The following is a 16709-nucleotide window of genomic DNA, read 5'->3' as shown; positions in this document are numbered from 1 at the left end:
AGTGCGGGATCAGCGGGCGGTGGTGGTGAAGGTGGCCGTGTGAACCCGGCCGTCGACCTGGAAGTCCAGATACAGCAGGTAACGACCCGGTGTGGGCGCCTCCGCCATGAACGCCACCTCCGGGCCGGACTCCCCGGCCGGCCCGTCCATCGGATGGACGTGGAGGTAGGCCAGGTCCCCCACCCGCAGCGCGACCAGATGACCGGCGGCACCGAGATAGGGCTGCAAGCTGACCGGGGGGCCGTCGCGGGTCACGGTGAAGGTCAGCATCGAGCTGGTCCCGGCGGCCGGCGCCCCGTCCATGGTGACGGTGAGCCCATCCACGGTGGACTCGGTGGTGTCCTCACCGAGCAGGACGGGCTGCAGGTCACCGGCCACCTCGAGGGTGCTGGTCAGCGTCAGCGTCTCCCCAGTGGCGGCCGGAACGAAGTCGGCGAACACCCGGTAGCTGCCAGGAGCGGCCCACCGCCACGGCATCGACCAGATCCCGGCGCCGTCGAGGCTCGGGTGAACATGGCGGAAGCGGCTGCCGTCGCTGCGGACCACGATCAGGTGCAGGTCCTTGTCGTGAGCGGTGGTGTAGTCGGTCACCGGGTTCCCGTCCGGGCCGGTCAGCCGGAACGACAGCGTCCCGTCCTCCCCCACCACGGCCGGCGCGGTCAGCGCGCCGAGCTGGTAGCCGTCCTGGGCGACCGTCAGGCCGCGGACCGGGTCAGCGGCCGGGGCTTGCCCCGGCTTCGCGTGGGAGTCTTCGCTGTGCTGCGCCGACGGAGTCGACGCCGACGAATGCTCCATTCCACTCTCCTCCTGAGTGCCGGTGCGGCCCGACCCGGCTTGCGCCGAGCCGGCGGGCAGCAGGGTGCGGGCGCCGACCAGGGCGAGCACGAACACCGCCGCCAGAGCTGCGGCGAAGGCCAGCAGCCGCACCGGGGTGCTCATCAGCCGCGGACCGCGGCGTAGCCGGCCTCATCCACCGCGGCCAGCACCTGCTCGTCAGCGATCGGCTCGGTGCTGGTGATGACCAGCCGACCGGTGGCCGCGCTGACCTCGACGTTGTCCACCCCCGGAATCTGACTGACCTCGCTGGACACGGCGTGCTCGCAGTGGGAGCAGGTCATCCCGGTCACCTGGAACTCGGTCGTCGTCATCAGAAAGCTCCTCTCAGCATGTACCCCGGTAGGGTATCGATGTGGGAACGACCGTACCCCCGGTCGGTATTCCCGTCAACGCCGGGTACCGTGAGGACATGCACCGGTCCAGGCCAGCTGCGGCGCCCTACGACGGCGCTGCGCGGTCCCGGCTGATCCTGTGGCTCGCGGTCCTGGTCGTCGGACTCGCCCTGCTCGCCATGCATCAGCTGTCCGGCAACCACACCGCCGCCGACCCCGCCTCCAGTCACCAGTCCGCGACCGTGACGACGGCCGGTTCGGACCACCACGCAGCCGGTGATCCCAGTGAGACAGGGACAAGCCACGCCCACCTGCTGCCCGCCACAGGTACGGGAGATCCCGCCTTTGGGCAGGGGGGCTGTCCCGACTGCGCCGGCCATTCGGCGATGGCACTGACCTGCCTGGCGGCGCTCATCCTGCTCGCCGCCGGTCTGCTGCTGCCACGCCCCAGGACCGGGCGAGGCATCCGTCAGCCGCGGCAGCAGCCGCTGGCCATCCTCAACTGCCGGCATCGCCTCAAACCCCCACCGCTGAGCCTGGTGGAGCTGTCGGTCAGCCGAACCTGATCGGAACAGGGCCCCGCCGGGCAGACGCGTGACCACGTCCGACGGTCTGCCGCCCCGGAGGGCCCATTCGACCACCTTCGCTGCACCGCACCATCCACACAGAAAGTACGAACACGTCATGCCTTCACCCATCACCCTGCGCACCGGTCTCCGCGGCAGCCTGGCCATCGCCGCCGCCCTCGCGGTGACCGGTCTCACCGGCTGCTCCAGCAACGACCCCTCCACCATGCCCGGCATGGACCACGGCTCCAGCGGCAGCCCGTCGGCCGCCGGTTCGCCGGCCACCTCGTCAACCCCGGCCGCCGGACAGCACAACGACGCCGACGTCATGTTCGCCCAGGGCATGATCCCGCACCACCAGCAAGCCGTCGCGATGAGCGACATGATCTTGGCTAAGGACGGCATCGACGCCAAGGTCACCGACCTGGCCACCCAGATCAAAGCCGCCCAAGCCCCCGAGATCGCGCAGATGAGCGGCTGGCTCGCCGGCTGGGGCGAGAACCCGAGCCCGTCGATGGGCATGGACCACGACATGGGCGGCGGGATGATGAGCCAAGCCGACATGGACGCCCTCGACCAAGCCACCGGCGAGGACGCGGCCCGGATGTTCCTCACCGGCATGATCGCCCACCACAAGGGCGCCATCACCATGGCCCAGAACGAAGTCGCCAACGGCCAGAACCCCGAGGCGATCGCCCTGGCCCAGAAGATCATCACCGACCAGCAGGCCGAGATCACCACCATGAACCAGCTGCTGCAACAGCTCTGACACGAATCGGGGAGAAAAGACCGACCCCTGACGAGCGAGGCTCCCTGACGAGCGAGTCTCCGCAGGGCAACACACAAGTCCACTTTCACCGTCCATAAGGAGTCCCCATGTCCACCACCCAGCAGATGATCGACGCCTACCCGGGCGACCTCGGCGGCATCGACCCGAGCCTCCTGGCCGCCTGCATCGACGCCTGCCTTGACTGTGCCCAGGCCTGCACGGCCTGCGCCGACGCGTGCCTCAGCGAGGAGATGGTCGACCAGCTCCGCGCCTGCATCCGCACCGACCTCGACTGCGCCGACATCTGCGCTGCCACCGGACGGGTTCTGTCCCGGCACACCGGTTACGACGCGAACCTCACCCGCGCCGTCCTGGAGGCCTGCCGCACCGCCTGCCGCAGCTGCGGCGACGCATGCGCCCAGCACGCCGAGATGCACGACCACTGCCGGATCTGCGCCGACGCCTGCCGCGCCTGCGAGCAAGCCTGCGCCGACCTCCTCGCCAGCCTCGGCTGACCCAGACCCGACGGCAACGCCGGTCCGGGCCTGAATCCATCAGCCCCGGGCCGGCTCCACCGGTCCGAACGGCAGCCCCATCGGCGAGGTCCGGGCCAGCTCACCGCTTCTTCTACGGCAAGGGACCTCAGCCATGTCGCCGCTCACCCCAAGCCCACCCCCGGCCGGCCGGATCCGACCGCGGCCTCGCCACCCCGGGCCCGCCCGACTCGCCCTGATCGTCGGCGGTTGCCTCACCACCCTGCTCGTCAGCTGCGCCGATCCCACCACCACCAGCAGCACGGCCGACCGGCCCCCCAACGTCTCGGCGGCCTCGCCGGTCCTCGACGGGACCTCCCCACCGCCCTGGCCGGCACCAGAGGAGACGGCGTCCCGGGTCACGGCCGCCGGACTCGACCTGGGACCGATGGGGACAGCCGAGCACTACCACCCGCACCTCCAGATCATCATCGACGGTGCCGATGTGCCGGTGGCCGCCAACATCGGCGTCGACCCCACCACCGGCGCCATGTCCGCGCTCCACACCCACGAACCCGACGGCACCATCCACATCGAAGCCGACCGCGTCGGCGACGTCTTCACCCTGGGCCAGCTGTTCACCGAATGGGGGGTGAAGCTCACCGCCACCCAGATCGGCGGCATCCGCGCCGACGGCGGCCGCCAGCTCGTGGTGACCAGCAACGGGACACCGGTCCCCGGCGACCCGGCCGATCTGCGCCTGCGGCCCGACCAGCGGATCGTTCTCCAGCTGCCCGCCGGCGGTGGCCGGTGATCCCGGACCCCGGCGACCTCGTCGCCTTCGGCCCGCTGCTGATCGCCATCCCCGTGGCCATGCTCGCGGGGCTGGTGTCGTTCCTCAGCCCCTGCTGCCTGCCGCTGGTTCCGGGCTACCTCGCCTACGTCACCGGCACCGCCGGCGCCGACGCCCAGACCGCACCCAACCCACCAGCCGGCGACCCGGAAACCCGGACGGCCACCACAGCATCGCTGTCCACCCGACCAGCCCGGCCAGCCCTGCCGACCCGGACAGTGCTGCCGAGCCGGACAGTGCTGCCGAGCCGGACGGTGCTGCCGAGCCGGACGGTGCTGCCGAGCCGGACGGTGCTGGGCACCGTGCTGTTCGTGCTGGGCTTCGCCGCCGTGTTCACCAGCTACGGCGCCGCGTTCGGCGCGGTCGGCACCGCCCTGCTGATCCACCAAGACCTGATCGTCAGGGTGCTCGGTGTCGTGACCATCATGCTCGGCCTCATGTTCGCCGGTGTCGTGGGCAAGATCCCGCTGTTCTCCCGGTCGGTGCGGCTGAACCTGCAGCCGCGGGTCGGGGTCGCCAGCGCGCCGCTGCTCGGGGTGCTGTTCGGCGTCGGCTGGACTCCCTGCATGGGTCCGACGCTGGCCGCGGTCTTGGCCCTGTCGCTGAGCACCGCCGGCGCGGGCCGGGGGGCCGTACTGTCCTTCGCCTACAGCATCGGCCTGGGACTGCCGTTCCTGCTCGCCGCCCTCGGCGTCCAACGGGCGTTCACCGTGTTCGCGTGGGCCCGCCGCCACGCCGCCGCCGTGATGCGGCTCGGCGGGATCCTGCTGGTCGTCGTCGGACTGCTGCAAGTCACCGGGATATGGGCGTCGCTGATCGTCCGGCTCCAGGTGCTCGTCGCCAACTGGCAGACACCGCTGTGAATCCCAGCATGCTCAAGGCCTGGTCGCTGACCGCCCGTACCGTCGCTGCGGTACTGGTCGCCGCAGCACTGGCCAGCTGTGGCGGAGGCACGGCACCGCCGACCCGCGACGAGCCGCCGGCGATCGTCGACGTCGTCGACGACGGGTTCCACGGCAGCCTGGTCGATCCTCCGCTGCGCCCTCCCCGGGTGGTGCTCCGCGACACCCGAGGCGGTGCCGTGGACCTCTCCCGACTCGACCCGGACAAGGCCACGGTGCTCTACTTCGGGTTCACCCACTGTGACGACGTGTGTCCAACCACGATGGCGGACCTGGCCGTTGCCCGCCGCCTCCTGCCTCCCGCCCTGGCCGACCGGGTGGTCGTCTGGTTCGTCACCGTCGACCCCGGCCGGGACACACCCGCCGCGCTGCAGCAGTGGCTGAGACGTTTCGACCCCGACTTCATCGGCCTGCGCGGGCCGGCAGAGGTAGTGCACCGGGCGGAACGGTCGCTGTACCTGCCCGAAAGCAGCCCGGGACCACCCACTCCTCCTCAGCCCGCCGGCCACCACAGTCAGGAGGCAGCCGGTGAGGACTACCAGGTCGACCATGCCGGGTCGGTGTACGTCTTCGGACCCGGCGACACCACCCTCCTGTACACCGGTGGGACCACCCCCCAGCAGTACGCCGACGACCTCCGACGCCTCCTCACCACCTGAGATAGAAGCCGATCGGTGCAGCAACACGGCAGAGGCGCACGACCTCGGACACCCTTCCAGGTCACCCATTGTCGCCCGTACAAGAAGCCACAGGCGTCGGCTCCGATAGCCGGATACCGGCCACACCCCGCCAGTAGCCCTCCGGCGGCGCCGAACAGGCCAGCTTCATCCGCCGGGCCTCACCCGTGACCGGCGAGGGCGCCGGTCGGCAGCCCTGATCTGGGCCCAGGATTCGGCTGGACCCGCGGCGGCTGGTCGAGGATCGCGGACGTCCTGCCAGATCGACGGGACCAAGATCGCCCGGTCCTTCGTCCGGCGGGCTTCACTCTGACCATCGAGGAACGCTGGCTTGACGATCGAGGCGCGGAACTGGCGAGCCATCTCGGAGAGGGATTCCTGCCCTATGCCGGATTCCCGCCGACGTGGGTGGTCACCGCGACTATTGGAAGCACGTCGCGTTGGCCGACGACATCCTCCCACAAGACGCACCAGCGAGAGAGGATTGTGTGCGGAGTTGGTGGTCTGATCGTTTGCTGAGCCAACATGAAGGAGCTGCGGGTGGACATCGCGACGCTTAGCCGGATCCTTGGGCTCCGACGACGCCTTCGTGGCCACGAGCGCTGGCCGGCGACCCGGGTCGCCAGCCACCAGCTGGCCAAACTGCAGACGTTGCGGGGGTTCGCTGGCAGCCGCTCGCCGTTCTATCGCACATTTCACCGAGGTCTGGAACGAGCTCCTTTGGCTCAGCTGCCCGTTCTCAGCAAGGCCACCCTGATGAACAACTTCGACCGGATCAGCACCGAGCCGGCGGTGCGGATTGCGGAACTGGAACGCTACCTCGACGCGTTGACCGATGATCACCGGTTCCTAGACCGGTATTGGGTTTCGGCCACCTCGGGAAGTTCGGGCCGCCGCAGTGTCATCGCCAGCAACGCCCACGAATGGGCCACGGTGATCGCCTCCTACGGCCGCGCGAATCAGTGGGCCGGGATCTCGGTCGGTTTGCGTCATCGCGTCAGGATGGCCGTGGTGAGCTCGACCAAGGCCTGGCACCAGTCCGCCCGAGTGGCGGCAACGGTGCGTGGACCGTTGATGTTCAGTGAGCGGTTCGACGCCGCCTCGTCGCTGTCGGAGATCGTTGCGGGACTCAACGAGCTACAACCTGAGGTCCTCGTTTCGTATGCGTCGATGATCCGGGCCCTCGCCGCCGAGCAGCTGGCCGGCCGGCTCGGTATCTCGCCGCGGGCGGTCAACTCGTCCTCTGAGGTCCTTACCCCCGAAGCTCGGATGATGGCGACACAGGCCTGGCGTGTGCCGCCATTCAATGTCTATGCCGCTACCGAGACCGGTGGGATCGCCGCTGAGTGCAGCCTGCATCAGGGCATGCACTTGTTCGAGGATCTTCTCGTCCCCGAAGTTGTCGACGAGGAGTACCGGCCAGTCCCAGATGGGCTGCCCGGAGACCGGCTCCTCGTCACGGTGCTGTTCAGCCGCACGCTGCCGCTGATTCGCTACGAGTTGACCGACCGGATCAGAATTTCTACCGCGATCTGTCCGTGCGGTCTGCCGTTCCGCCTCATTGAGGCCGTCGAGGGCCGCACCGACGATACCCTGTCGCTTCCGGCGCGGACCGGTGGTCTCGTTAGGGTGCATCCGGTCATCTTTCACCAGACCCTTGACCTGATCGATGCCGCGGGATGGCAGGTCCGCCAACACCGCTCGGGGCTGCGCATCCTCGTGGCGTCACCGGGCCCCGGTTTCGATCAGGCAGCAACCGAACACACGGTCCGGGCGGCCCTGATCGCGGCCGGCGCGTCGCCCCCTCATCTGACGGTTTCGGTCGTCGCCGTCATCCCCTCCGGTGCCGCTGGCAAGCGCCCCCTCGTGGTCGCCTCCCGCCGGACCCCCTGCCGCCGTAACGGCACCGGAGCGTAGGACACTGCGGCACCGTGTGGCCGACAGTCGCGTTGGGCGTCCGCGGTGCCAACCTAGCGGCCGGCAACACGACGACCGGACCGGCGACCGCGTGTATGAGGCCGGCCGGTCCGAACCAACCATTCCCGGCAGCGAGCTGCGTGCCGGCAGCCGGCTACCCTACGTCGTGGTGGTGGTGTAGCGGGCGGGGTCGTTGTCGAAGGTGGCGGCACAGTGATCTGAGCAGAAGTAGTAGGTCACGTCGTCGATGCTGCGGGTGGCGGCAGCTGTCTTGGGGCTGATCGTCATTCCGCAGACGGGGTCGACGGTGCCGGCGGCCTCTAGGTCGGCGTCATGCGGGGCGGTGGCGGTGTCGTGGATCGCGCCCAGCCGGACCTCCGGTGTCACCGGCGCAGGTGGCTGGGTTGGCGGGTGGGCTGGATGCCAGCGGCGTAGCCGGTTGGCGTTGGCCACCACCGACAGAGACGACAAGGCCATGGCGGCGGCGGCGATGACCGGCGAGAGCCGGATCCCAAACAGTGGGTAGAGCAGTCCGGCGGCGATCGGGATGCCGACCGCGTTGTAGACCAGCGCGAAGAACAGATTCTGGCGGATGTTTCTCATGGTCGCCCGCGACAGGCTGATCGCGGTCGAGACACCGGTCAACGACCCGGAGATCAAGGTGATGTCGGCGGCCTCGATCGCCACATCCGTGCCGGTACCAATAGCCAACCCGATATCGGCCTGGGCAAGCGCCGGGGCGTCGTTGATGCCGTCACCGACCATGCCGACCCGCGCACCGCCAGCTTGGAGCCGCTGGACTTCGCTGGCCTTGTCCTGCGGCAGCACCTCGGCGAGCACGGTCTCGATGCCGACCTGGCCGGCGATCGCGGCGGCGGTCCTCCGGTTGTCGCCGGTGATCATCACCGTGGCCAGACCGAGGGCGTGCAGCGCGGCGAGGGCCGGCGCCGAGTCGGGTTTGATGGTGTCGGCGACGGCGAGAACACCGGCGGTATGTCGGTCGACGGCGACGAGGATGGGGGTTTTGCCGTCGGCGGCGTAACGCCCGGCCACCTCCTCGGCGGCACTGGTGTCCAGCCCAGCATCGGCTAGCAGCCGCGCGTTGCCGACCAGCACCTCCCGCCCGTCGACGGTGGCCTGCAGCCCTTTCCCGGTGATCGTGGTGAATCCGCTGACCGGTAGGGCGTTCAGTCCGCGCTGGCGGGCGGCCGCGGCGATGGCGGTGGCGAGGGGATGTTCGCTGTCCTGCTCCGCCGCGGCGACCAACACCAGCAGAGTCTCTTCGTCGAACCCGTTCAGTGGCTGAACGTCGGTCAGCGCCGGGGTGCCGGCGGTGACGGTGCCGGTCTTGTCCACCACGATGGTGTCGAGCTTGTGGGCGGTCTCCAGTGCCTCCGCGGACCGGATCAACACCCCGGCCTGCGCCCCCTTCCCGGTCGCCACCATGATCGACAGCGGGGTGGCCAATCCCAGCGCGCACGGGCAGGCGATGATCAGCACCGCCACCGCTGAGACCAGCGCGAGGGTGAACGCGGGGGACGGCCCGAGGAGGAACCAGAGGGTGAAGGTCACGATCGCGATGGCGATCACCACCGGCACGAAGTAGCCGGAGATGGTGTCGGCGAGCCGCTGGATCGGCGCCTTGGAGGATTGGGCCTGCTGCACCAGGCGGATGATCTGCGCCAGTGTCGTGTCCGCGCCCACCTTCGCCGCCCGGACCCGTAGGGAGCCGGTCGTGTTCAGGGTGGCGCCGATGACGGTGTCACCGTCGCGTTTGGTGGTCGGGATCGGTTCGCCGGTGATCATCGACTCGTCCACCGCCGACCTGCCGGTGATGACAGTAGCGTCGACGGGGATCTTTTCACCGGGCCGGATGATCACCTCGTCACCGACGGCCACCTCCTCGACGGGAACCTCGGTTTCCACCCCGTCACGGACCACCCGGGCGGTCCGGGCCTGCAACCCGAGCAGGGCCCGGATCGCTTCCCCGGTGCCGGCTTTGGCGCGGGCCTCGAGCAGCCGACCGAACAAGATCAGGGTGATGATCACCCCGACGGCTTCGAAGTACACGTCGCGGACCTCGGCCGGCAGCAGACCCGGCGCGAGCGTCACCAGCAGGCTGTAACCGTAGGCGGCGGTGGTGCCCAACGTGATCAGCGAGTTCATCTCCGCCGACCGGTGCACCAGGGCCAGCCAGCCGATCCGATGGATCGGCCACCCCGTGTACAGCATCACCGGCGTGATCAACGCCAGCTGCACCCAATGATTCAGCAGCACAGCCGGCACCCAGGTGGCGCCGAAGACTTCGTGGGCCATCACCGCGAACAGCACGGGCGCGGTCAACACCGCGCCGACGATCACCCGCCGGGCCAGATCGGCGATCTCCGCCCGCCGTTCCGCCATGTCCGCCGCTTCGGCTTCGGCCGCGCTGCCGCCGCGCTCCGCAAGTTGGGGGGCGACCGTCCCCCCCGTCCCCACGGTTGTCCCGTCAGGGGGGTCGGCGGTGTCGGCTGGGTCGACGATCAGGGTGCCGTGGATCATGTTCATCCCGCACGCGAACCCGAACGTGCCGGCCCGGTCGGGCCGCAGCCGCACCGCTGTCGTGCTGTGGGCCGGCAGCCCGGCGCTGACGCCCAGGTCGGCGAACACGACCCTGTTGGTGCACTCTCCGGACTCACGTCGGTCGAACACGATCTCCAACGGCACCCCCTGGCGGGCGTGGATGATGTCGGGGCTGTACCCGCCCTGGACCGTCACCCCGATCGTCTGAACTCCACCCGCCAGCTCGGCGGTCCGGCCCCGGCGCGGGGCGAAGAAGTACCAGCCGAGACCGGCAATCGCCCCCACAGCGACTACGAGGACGGTGATGTCGATGACACTCATGATGCTCCCTGGAATGTGGTGCCTCCAGCGTCGCACGCCATACCCCTCCAGGGTAGGGACCAAAGGCCTGGCCGCGGGATCGCCGAACCGGGCCGGCAGAGGAGCGGCTAGATCCGTCGCCGGCGACGCTCGGCAACTGCCGTGACCGACCAACACGGATCGAGTGGAGTGGGCTGTCGACGGTGAGCGCGTCACCTGGAAGTCGTCCATGACCGACGGGAGCACGAGGTGTCTCGGTCCGGCGGGTGCAGGGGCCTCCCCTTGCGACGACGCTCCACCCGAGGAGCCCTACCGTTCAGGACCCGGCGCACCTTTCGCCGAGTCGGCTGGGCGGTCCTCCTGGCCCTGGGCCAGGAGGAGAGCACGTGGACGACGCCCGTCGAGTCGTGCCGCATCCACCGTTAGGCAGTGCCTGCGGTGGACAGCTGCTGACCCGCCGGGCACCACTCAACACCAGCAGCATCGTGAGCGGCGAAGGCCATCGCCGGCACCGCCACGGATCGCTGCGCGTGGACGCGAACGTGGGCGGGGCGCGATGGGGGTGGATTGCCTGGAGCGTCAGGAACGGACGAGCCTGGCGATCGCGGCGGAGGCTTCCTCGATCTTCTGCTGCGCTTCGAGGCCGCCGGTGTCTGCGGCGTGCAGCATGCAGTGTCGGAGGTGGTCGTCCAGCAGTTGCAGCGAGACGGCCTGGAGGGCCTTGGTGATGGCTGACACCTGGGTCAAGATGTCGATGCAGTATTGATCTTCTTCGACCATGCGCTGCAGGCCGCGGGCTTGACCCTCGATCCGGCGGAGCCGCTTCAGGTAGCCGTCTTTGTTGGCGATGTAGGCGTGCGTGGTGCTGGTCGGCTGGTCGTTCATGGTTGGTCTCCAGGCTGTTCGTTGACCACAAGGTACCCGGAGCTGGGGAGGCTGTTCGACTGGCTGCCGGTGTCGGTCCGCCTCGGCAAGTCGCTCCGGCGTGCCACCGGTTCAGCATGTCCGGCATCTGTATCGCTGGGCGGCTGGTCCCGGCGGCGCCGCGGCCCTTCGACTAGCCTGCGGTCAGCGGTGACCGGCATGGTCCATGCCTCGCATCATCAGAGCCATCATGACCGTGCAGACGACGGCGACCAGTAAGAATCCCGGGCTGGCCGTCCCGGTCGCCAACAGCGCGATGGCGATGACGACCATCGGAAGGCAGCAGGCCAGCATCATCCAGTGGTGCGATCTGGACGGTCTCCGGCGGGGCGGTTGCTGATCAGCAGGGAGGTGATCAGATGGCCGATGTGAAGGTCGCAGTGTGCTCATGATGACTGCCTCCGCCGAGATTGGGAAAGACTTGGGGTGGACGTAGCGGCAGCGGCGCGGCAGGCGCGGAGACCGTGAGATCGACGATGATCCCGGCGTTCCTCTGCGGCGAGCCCATGCTGACCCTCGTCGGTTCTGCTTCTCATGCGCCTTCCTCCCTGACTGGCTTGAGGATCCGGCTGTCTGTCGTGGAGTGCCGTGGTTGACCTCTGGAACCATCATGTGCTTTCCTGTGCCGCCTTCAGTAGAGGCCAAAGTCCTAACCCCCTGGGGGTACAACGTGGGGCCATCGAGGCGCGCGGGGAGAGGACCATGGCCCCCTCCGACTGTTGCACCATCACCTGCCGCTGCCTACCCGCGTTGCTCAGCCGCCGTGATGGGTGCTGTGGCCGGTCGGGGTCGGTGCCGGGCTTGCGGCGGGTGCCGGGGTCGGCGATGGGTCACTGGAGATGGCTGGACCGATGACGAAGGCCGAGAGGGCGTACATGATCACGAAGATCACGAGAGCGATCGCGGGTGCTTTCCAGGTGCGGAATCGACGGTACAGCCGTCGCAGCAGCGGAACGGACAACAGCAGTCCGAGGAGTCCGAGGAGCAGGTTCCCGCCGACACCGGTCAGCAGCGCAGCCCCGATCAGGATCCCGACATGATGGAGGACGTGCGGCACCAACCCCAACAGGGCACCGAACGTGGCTGACGTCGCTTGCCAGGCCGTGGCCAGGGAGCCGCGCCGACCGGCGGCCGCGCCGGTGCTGGTGGGTGTGTGCTGAGCGGGGGTCATCGAGATCTTCGGCTAGTGGCGGTAGGCCAGGGTGGTCATCATGCCGGCCTCGGCGTGGTACAGGTTGTGGCAGTGCGCTGCCCACTGTCCCGGGTTGTTGGCATCGAGGTCGACCTCGATGGTCTCCATGGGTCTGACGATGACAGTGTCCTTGCGCACACCGGGTCCGAGGAGTCCGAAGGTGTGACCGTGCAGGTGCATCGGGTGGAACATCATGGACATGTTCTGGAACCGGAGCCGGACCCGTTCCCCCTCCCCCACCACCAGCGGATCGGCATCGGGGAACGCCTTGCCGTTGAGCAACCAGCGGTAGGGCGCCATCGATCCGGTCAGCACCAGGTCGTGGGTCCGTCCCACCGGCTTGTCGGTCAGCCGGGTCTCCTCTGACGCGACCAGCTCAGTCCCGAGAACGACCTGGCCGTCAAGCTCGACGGGGTGGGCGGTCGCTGGCGGAATGGGGCCTGAAGCGGTGCGGACAACGGCCAGCCCCTGCCCGTGCTTGCCTTCTGCCGACGCGACCAGGGGAAAGACGCCGTCCCGCAGGGTGACCGTCACGTCGTACCGCTCGCCCATCCCGATCAGCACGGCGTCGCCTTCTTGGTGTTGGACGGGGAAGCCGTCGCTGTGGGTGACGGTGAGGCGGTGGCCGCCGAGAGCGACCCGGAACGCGGTGTCGGTGCCGGCGTTGATGATCCGCAGCCGTACCCGCTGCCCCGGTTTCGCCGTGAGCGTTGACGGCGCCGCCGGGGTCTTGCCGTTGATCACATAGTGCGGGTAGTCGACATCGCCGGCTCCACCGAGCAACCCCGACCGCATGCCACCCGTGCCCATACCGCCCATGCCCATACCGCCCATGCCCATGCCGCCCATGGAGCCGTCGCCCATGCCGTGGCGTCCGGATCGCCCGGGGTCGGCCATCAGGTCGGTGAGGATTTGGTCGGGGGTGCGGCCGGTGCCGTCGACCCAGTCGTCCAGCACGAGGACCCATTCCGTGTCGTAGGCACCGGGCTCGGCCGGGTCGTCGATGATCAACGCCCCGTACAGGCCGCGGTCGAGCTGCAGCCCTGAATGCGGGTGATAGAAGTACGTGCCCGGGTCCGGGGCGGTGAACTCGTAGGTGAAGGAGCCGCCTGCGGCGATCGGGTCCTGTGTGAGACCGGGCACGCCGTCCATGTCGTTGCGCAGCGCCAGCCCGTGCCAGTGGACGCTCGTCGACGTGTCCAGGAGATTCGCCACCTCCACCCGGAGAAGGTCGCCGGCGGTGGCGCGGATCAGTGGGCCGGGCAGGGCGTTGCCGTAGGACCAGGTCGACACCGTTCGATTGCCGAGATCCAGCGTTGTCGGCTGGGGTGTCAGCTGCGCCGTAACGATGCGCTGGCCGTCGGCCCGGCGGGCGGCGTCGGCGCGGCGGACGGCGTCGGCGCGGTGGACGGCGTCGGATCCGGGAGCAACCAGCTGCCCGGCCGGGCTGCAGCCGACCAACCCGCCGGCAGCGAGCCCGCCGGCCACCCCGGCCGCGCCGACGATCAGCCGTCGGCGGGAGATCGTTGACATCTGACGCTCCGTACGCGAACTCGTTCGATGCTCAACGTGCCGCTCGCAGCGCTTCGCGTCGTGCCGTGTACTCGTCGCTGTCGATCTCACCGCGGGCGAACCGCTCGTCGAGCAGCCGACCGGCGTCTCCCGGCGGCGAGGCGTTGCCCCCGCGGGCGCTCAGCCCACGGAAAATGGCGATCCCCGCCACTGCGACCACAGCCCAGACAGTGAGCACGATCAAGATCATCATGATCCAGCCGCCCCAGCCCATCGCACCCCAGCCCATACCGTTCCAACCCATGCCGTTCCAACCGTGGCCCCACATCGCCACTCAACTCCTTCAGCGTTCCTCGTGTGATTTGTTGCTGATCTCAACGTGTCACCGCGACCAGGGGGTAAGGGTGATGGTTCGGTCAAGGTTTCGTGAAGAACCGGGCCCCGGCGAAACAGGCTCACCGGCGGCGGCAGCCGTCCTGTCACGATGGGGACATGCCGCCCGCCGCCGATCGATCAGGACCGGACCGGGCGCGCACGGATCCGCCGAGTCGGCCCCCGTCGGGGTTACGGGCCCTGGTGGTCGAGGACGAGATTCCGCTCGCGTCGCTGCTGGGCAGCTACCTTCAGCGGGGCGGCTTCGACGTGCATGTGGTCCACGATGGTCTGGTTGCCGTCGCCACGGCCCGTGAGGTCGACCCCGACGTCGTCGTGCTCGACCTGGGTCTGCCCGGGTTGGACGGGATTGAGGTGTGCCGTGAGATCCGGACGTTCACCGACGCCTACGTGGTGATCCTGACGGCCCGCAGTGAGGAGGTGGACATGCTGATCGGGCTGTCGGTGGGAGCTGACGACTACATGAGCAAGCCGTTCAGCCCCCGGGAGCTGATGGCCCGGGTCACTGCCATGTTGCGCCGACCACGAACCCGGCCTCACGGACCGGCCGGAGAGTCGGACCTGCGATCGTTTGGGCCGTTGACCATCGACGCTGTTGGTCGTGAGGTCTGGGTGGATGGTGTGCCGGTGCCGCTGACTCGCACCGAGTTCGACTTGCTGGCTGTGTTGTCTCAGCGACCGGGGATGGTGTTCAGCCGCCGGCAGCTGATCGACGCTGTCTGGGGGGCCGAATGGGTTAGCGACGAGCACCTGGTGGATGTCCACATCGGGCACCTGCGGCGCAAGCTCGCCGATGACGCAGCCGAATCCACGTTCGTGCGTACCGTCCGCGGCGTCGGCTACCGGATGGGCACCGGCGCATGAGCACCACCCGCTCCGGGCCTCTCGGCCCACGCCGCCCGGGATCGGGCCCTGGCTTCGCGACCCGGCTTCTGATCGCGCAGAGCCTCGTCCTGGTGGCCGGGGCCTTGACCACCTGGCTGGTGGCCGCCGCCGTCGCGCCCAGCATCTTCTACGAGCATCTCCGTCGTGCCGGCGTCGCCCCGCTTCCCGCAGAGATGACGCATGTCGAAGACGCGTTCGCCTCAGCGCTGCTGATCTCCCTGGCGGTGGCGGTCGTGGCGGCCGCCGCCATGGCGCTGGCCGTCACCTGGTACTTCAGCCGACGGATGCAGCGCGCGATCGGTGCGGTCGCCGAGGCCGGCGGCGAGATAGCGGCCGGCCGCTACGCCGCACCTGTCCCCCGGCCCGGCCTTGGCCGCGAGTTCGAGCAACTCACCACAAGCCTCAGCCAGCTCGCCGAACGGCTCGACAACACCGAGATCACCCGACGTCGCATGCTGGCCGACCTGGCCCATGAGATGCGGACCCCGCTGGCCACCCTGGACGCCCACCTGGAAGCGATCGAGGATGGCGTGCGCGTGCTCGACCCGCCCACCCTGACCATCCTGCAGGACAGCAGCCGACGCCTCGGGCGGCTCGCCCAGGACATCAGCGCCGTCTCCCAAGCCCAAGAAGGCAACCTCGAAATCCGACCCGAGCTGCTAGAGGTCGACAAGCTTCTCCAGGCGGCCACTCTGGCCGCTGCCGACAGCTACCGCGCCAAAGAGGTCACCCTCCTCGACACGGCGACAGTGCAGGCCACGGTGCAGGCCGATCCCCACCGCATGGGACAGGTCCTCAGCAACCTGCTCGACAACGCTCTTCGGCACACCCCGAGCGGCGGCACCGTCACCGTCGGCGCGTACCTCCAACACCCATGGGTGGTGATCACAGTGCACGACTCCGGAGAAGGGATCGCCGCGGAGCACCTCCCCCGCATCTTCGAACGTTTCTACCGGGCCGACGCCTCACGGGCCACGGCACGGGCAGGGAGCGGCATCGGGCTGACCATCGCCCAAGCCCTCCTCGACGCAGAAGGTGGCCGCATCTCCGCCGACAGCGACGGCCCCGGAACCGGCGCCACCTTCACCATCCACCTCCCGACCCTCGCTCGATAGCAGCGGGGCTGTCCTGTGCCAACGGTGGTTGGTCCCTGGGCCTGGTTCGTGGATCTGAGATGCGCAGCCACGAGGAGGCGCCGGACGCGATGCTCCTCATCGACGGCAGCCTGGCCTTCGGAGGAAATCCACGGCGACACTGGCCAGCGCTGCTACACCCGACGGTGGATGACGGTGATCTTGCCATTGATCAGCCATGTGGCGACGGGGACGGGTGACTCCATCAGGTGGGTGAGGACTTCGAAGTATCTCGTGGCCGGCCGGATGTCCCCACCAGCTACCGCGGATGGTTCGCCAGCGACGTCGGCCAGGTTGGGGACGGGCCGTGTGCCGATTCCAGCACTATACCCAGCTCTCGTTACCAGTCGACAGGCTCCACAGATGACGGAGTGCCAGCCGCTCGCCGTCGGTCGAGCACCACAATGGAGCCAGGGCTTTAGCCTCAATCCACCGATTGGCTTGGGTAGTTGATCTTGGTTTGGGGTTGGCCCGGTTACTGG

At 69.0% G+C, this 16709-nt stretch carries 17 protein-coding genes; 10 read left to right on the top strand and 7 right to left on the bottom strand.

The window, feature by feature from the left end; translation table 11 throughout:
• Positions 1–9: 9 nt before the first annotated feature.
• Both ABD714_RS20595 and ABD714_RS20590 read right to left on the bottom strand, forming a co-directional pair.
• Positions 10–939 carry a heavy-metal-associated domain-containing protein gene (locus ABD714_RS20595; protein ID WP_344814335.1) on the bottom strand — a complete coding sequence of 310 codons (930 nt, stop codon included), beginning with the start codon at positions 937–939 and terminating at the stop codon, positions 10–12.
• The gene (locus ABD714_RS20590; protein WP_344814334.1) at positions 939–1148 is read right to left on the bottom strand and encodes a heavy-metal-associated domain-containing protein; all 210 of its coding nucleotides are present in this window, start codon (positions 1146–1148) and stop codon (positions 939–941) included. Before ABD714_RS20590 ends, ABD714_RS20595 begins: the two co-directional genes overlap by 1 nt.
• A 98-nt stretch (positions 1149–1246) precedes the next feature.
• Between ABD714_RS20590 and ABD714_RS20585 the strand changes: the two genes are divergently transcribed.
• The 7 genes from ABD714_RS20585 to ABD714_RS20555 all read left to right on the top strand — a co-directional run bounded on the left by ABD714_RS20585 (position 1247) and on the right by ABD714_RS20555 (position 7326).
• Positions 1247–1735 carry a hypothetical protein gene (locus ABD714_RS20585; protein WP_344814333.1) on the top strand — a complete coding sequence of 163 codons (489 nt, stop codon included), beginning with the start codon at positions 1247–1249 and terminating at the stop codon, positions 1733–1735.
• 118 nt (positions 1736–1853) lie between these two features.
• Complete coding sequence (locus ABD714_RS20580; protein ID WP_344814332.1) at positions 1854–2504, top strand: DUF305 domain-containing protein; 651 nt, start codon at positions 1854–1856, stop codon at positions 2502–2504.
• A 107-nt stretch (positions 2505–2611) separates the two neighbouring features.
• The gene (locus ABD714_RS20575) at positions 2612–3019 is read left to right on the top strand and encodes a four-helix bundle copper-binding protein (RefSeq protein ID WP_344814331.1); all 408 of its coding nucleotides are present in this window, start codon (positions 2612–2614) and stop codon (positions 3017–3019) included.
• 133 nt (positions 3020–3152) lie between these two features.
• Positions 3153–3791: a hypothetical protein gene (locus tag ABD714_RS20570; protein ID WP_344814330.1), complete on the top strand. Its 639-nt coding sequence runs from the start codon at positions 3153–3155 to the stop codon at positions 3789–3791.
• A gap of 59 nt (positions 3792–3850) precedes the next feature.
• A complete protein-coding gene (locus tag ABD714_RS20565; protein WP_344814350.1) occupies positions 3851–4693 on the top strand; it encodes a cytochrome c biogenesis CcdA family protein in 843 nt (280 codons plus the stop codon).
• A gap of 8 nt (positions 4694–4701) precedes the next feature.
• The gene (locus ABD714_RS20560) at positions 4702–5391 is read left to right on the top strand and encodes an SCO family protein (RefSeq protein ID WP_344814329.1); all 690 of its coding nucleotides are present in this window, start codon (positions 4702–4704) and stop codon (positions 5389–5391) included.
• 558 nt (positions 5392–5949) lie between these two features.
• Positions 5950–7326, top strand: coding sequence for a phenylacetate--CoA ligase family protein (locus ABD714_RS20555; protein WP_344814328.1), 1377 nt, complete (start codon positions 5950–5952; stop codon positions 7324–7326).
• 159 nt (positions 7327–7485) lie between these two features.
• On the opposite strand, the gene ABD714_RS20550 is transcribed toward ABD714_RS20555, so the two are convergent.
• Positions 7486–10209, bottom strand: coding sequence for a heavy metal translocating P-type ATPase (locus ABD714_RS20550; protein ID WP_344814327.1), 2724 nt, complete (start codon positions 10207–10209; stop codon positions 7486–7488).
• A 558-nt stretch (positions 10210–10767) separates the two neighbouring features.
• Complete coding sequence (locus tag ABD714_RS20545) at positions 10768–11073, bottom strand: metal-sensitive transcriptional regulator (protein WP_344814326.1); 306 nt, start codon at positions 11071–11073, stop codon at positions 10768–10770.
• Between the two features lie 229 nt (positions 11074–11302).
• Here ABD714_RS20545 and ABD714_RS20540 point away from each other — a divergent pair, with 229 nt between their 5' ends.
• Positions 11303–11452 carry a hypothetical protein gene (locus tag ABD714_RS20540; protein WP_344814325.1) on the top strand — a complete coding sequence of 50 codons (150 nt, stop codon included), beginning with the start codon at positions 11303–11305 and terminating at the stop codon, positions 11450–11452.
• A 414-nt stretch (positions 11453–11866) separates the two neighbouring features.
• Here ABD714_RS20540 and ABD714_RS20535 read toward each other — a convergent pair whose 3' ends face one another.
• Genes ABD714_RS20535 through ABD714_RS20525 form a run of 3 tightly spaced genes read right to left on the bottom strand, consistent with a single transcriptional unit; the run spans position 11867 to position 14120 of the window.
• A complete protein-coding gene (locus ABD714_RS20535; protein WP_344814324.1) occupies positions 11867–12283 on the bottom strand; it encodes a hypothetical protein in 417 nt (138 codons plus the stop codon).
• A gap of 12 nt (positions 12284–12295) precedes the next feature.
• Complete coding sequence (locus ABD714_RS20530) at positions 12296–13837, bottom strand: multicopper oxidase family protein (protein ID WP_344814323.1); 1542 nt, start codon at positions 13835–13837, stop codon at positions 12296–12298.
• Between the two features lie 31 nt (positions 13838–13868).
• Positions 13869–14120 carry an SHOCT domain-containing protein gene (locus tag ABD714_RS20525; RefSeq protein WP_344814322.1) on the bottom strand — a complete coding sequence of 84 codons (252 nt, stop codon included), beginning with the start codon at positions 14118–14120 and terminating at the stop codon, positions 13869–13871.
• 272 nt (positions 14121–14392) lie between these two features.
• On the opposite strand from ABD714_RS20525, the gene ABD714_RS20520 reads away from it, so the two are divergent.
• Together ABD714_RS20520 and ABD714_RS20515 are read left to right on the top strand one after the other, a co-directional pair.
• Entirely contained in the window at positions 14393–15073 is a 681-nt protein-coding gene (locus tag ABD714_RS20520; protein ID WP_425562427.1) for a winged helix-turn-helix domain-containing protein, read from the top strand.
• Entirely contained in the window at positions 15070–16209 is a 1140-nt protein-coding gene (locus ABD714_RS20515; protein WP_344814321.1) for a sensor histidine kinase, read from the top strand. The genes ABD714_RS20520 and ABD714_RS20515 overlap by 4 nt, the downstream gene beginning before the upstream one ends.
• Positions 16210–16709: the final 500 nt, after the last annotated feature.

It is taken from the genome of Microlunatus aurantiacus (assembly GCF_039536605.1).
Lineage (GTDB): Bacteria > Actinomycetota > Actinomycetes > Propionibacteriales > Propionibacteriaceae > Microlunatus > Microlunatus aurantiacus.
This window is presented reverse-complemented; position numbering and strand designations above follow the sequence as displayed.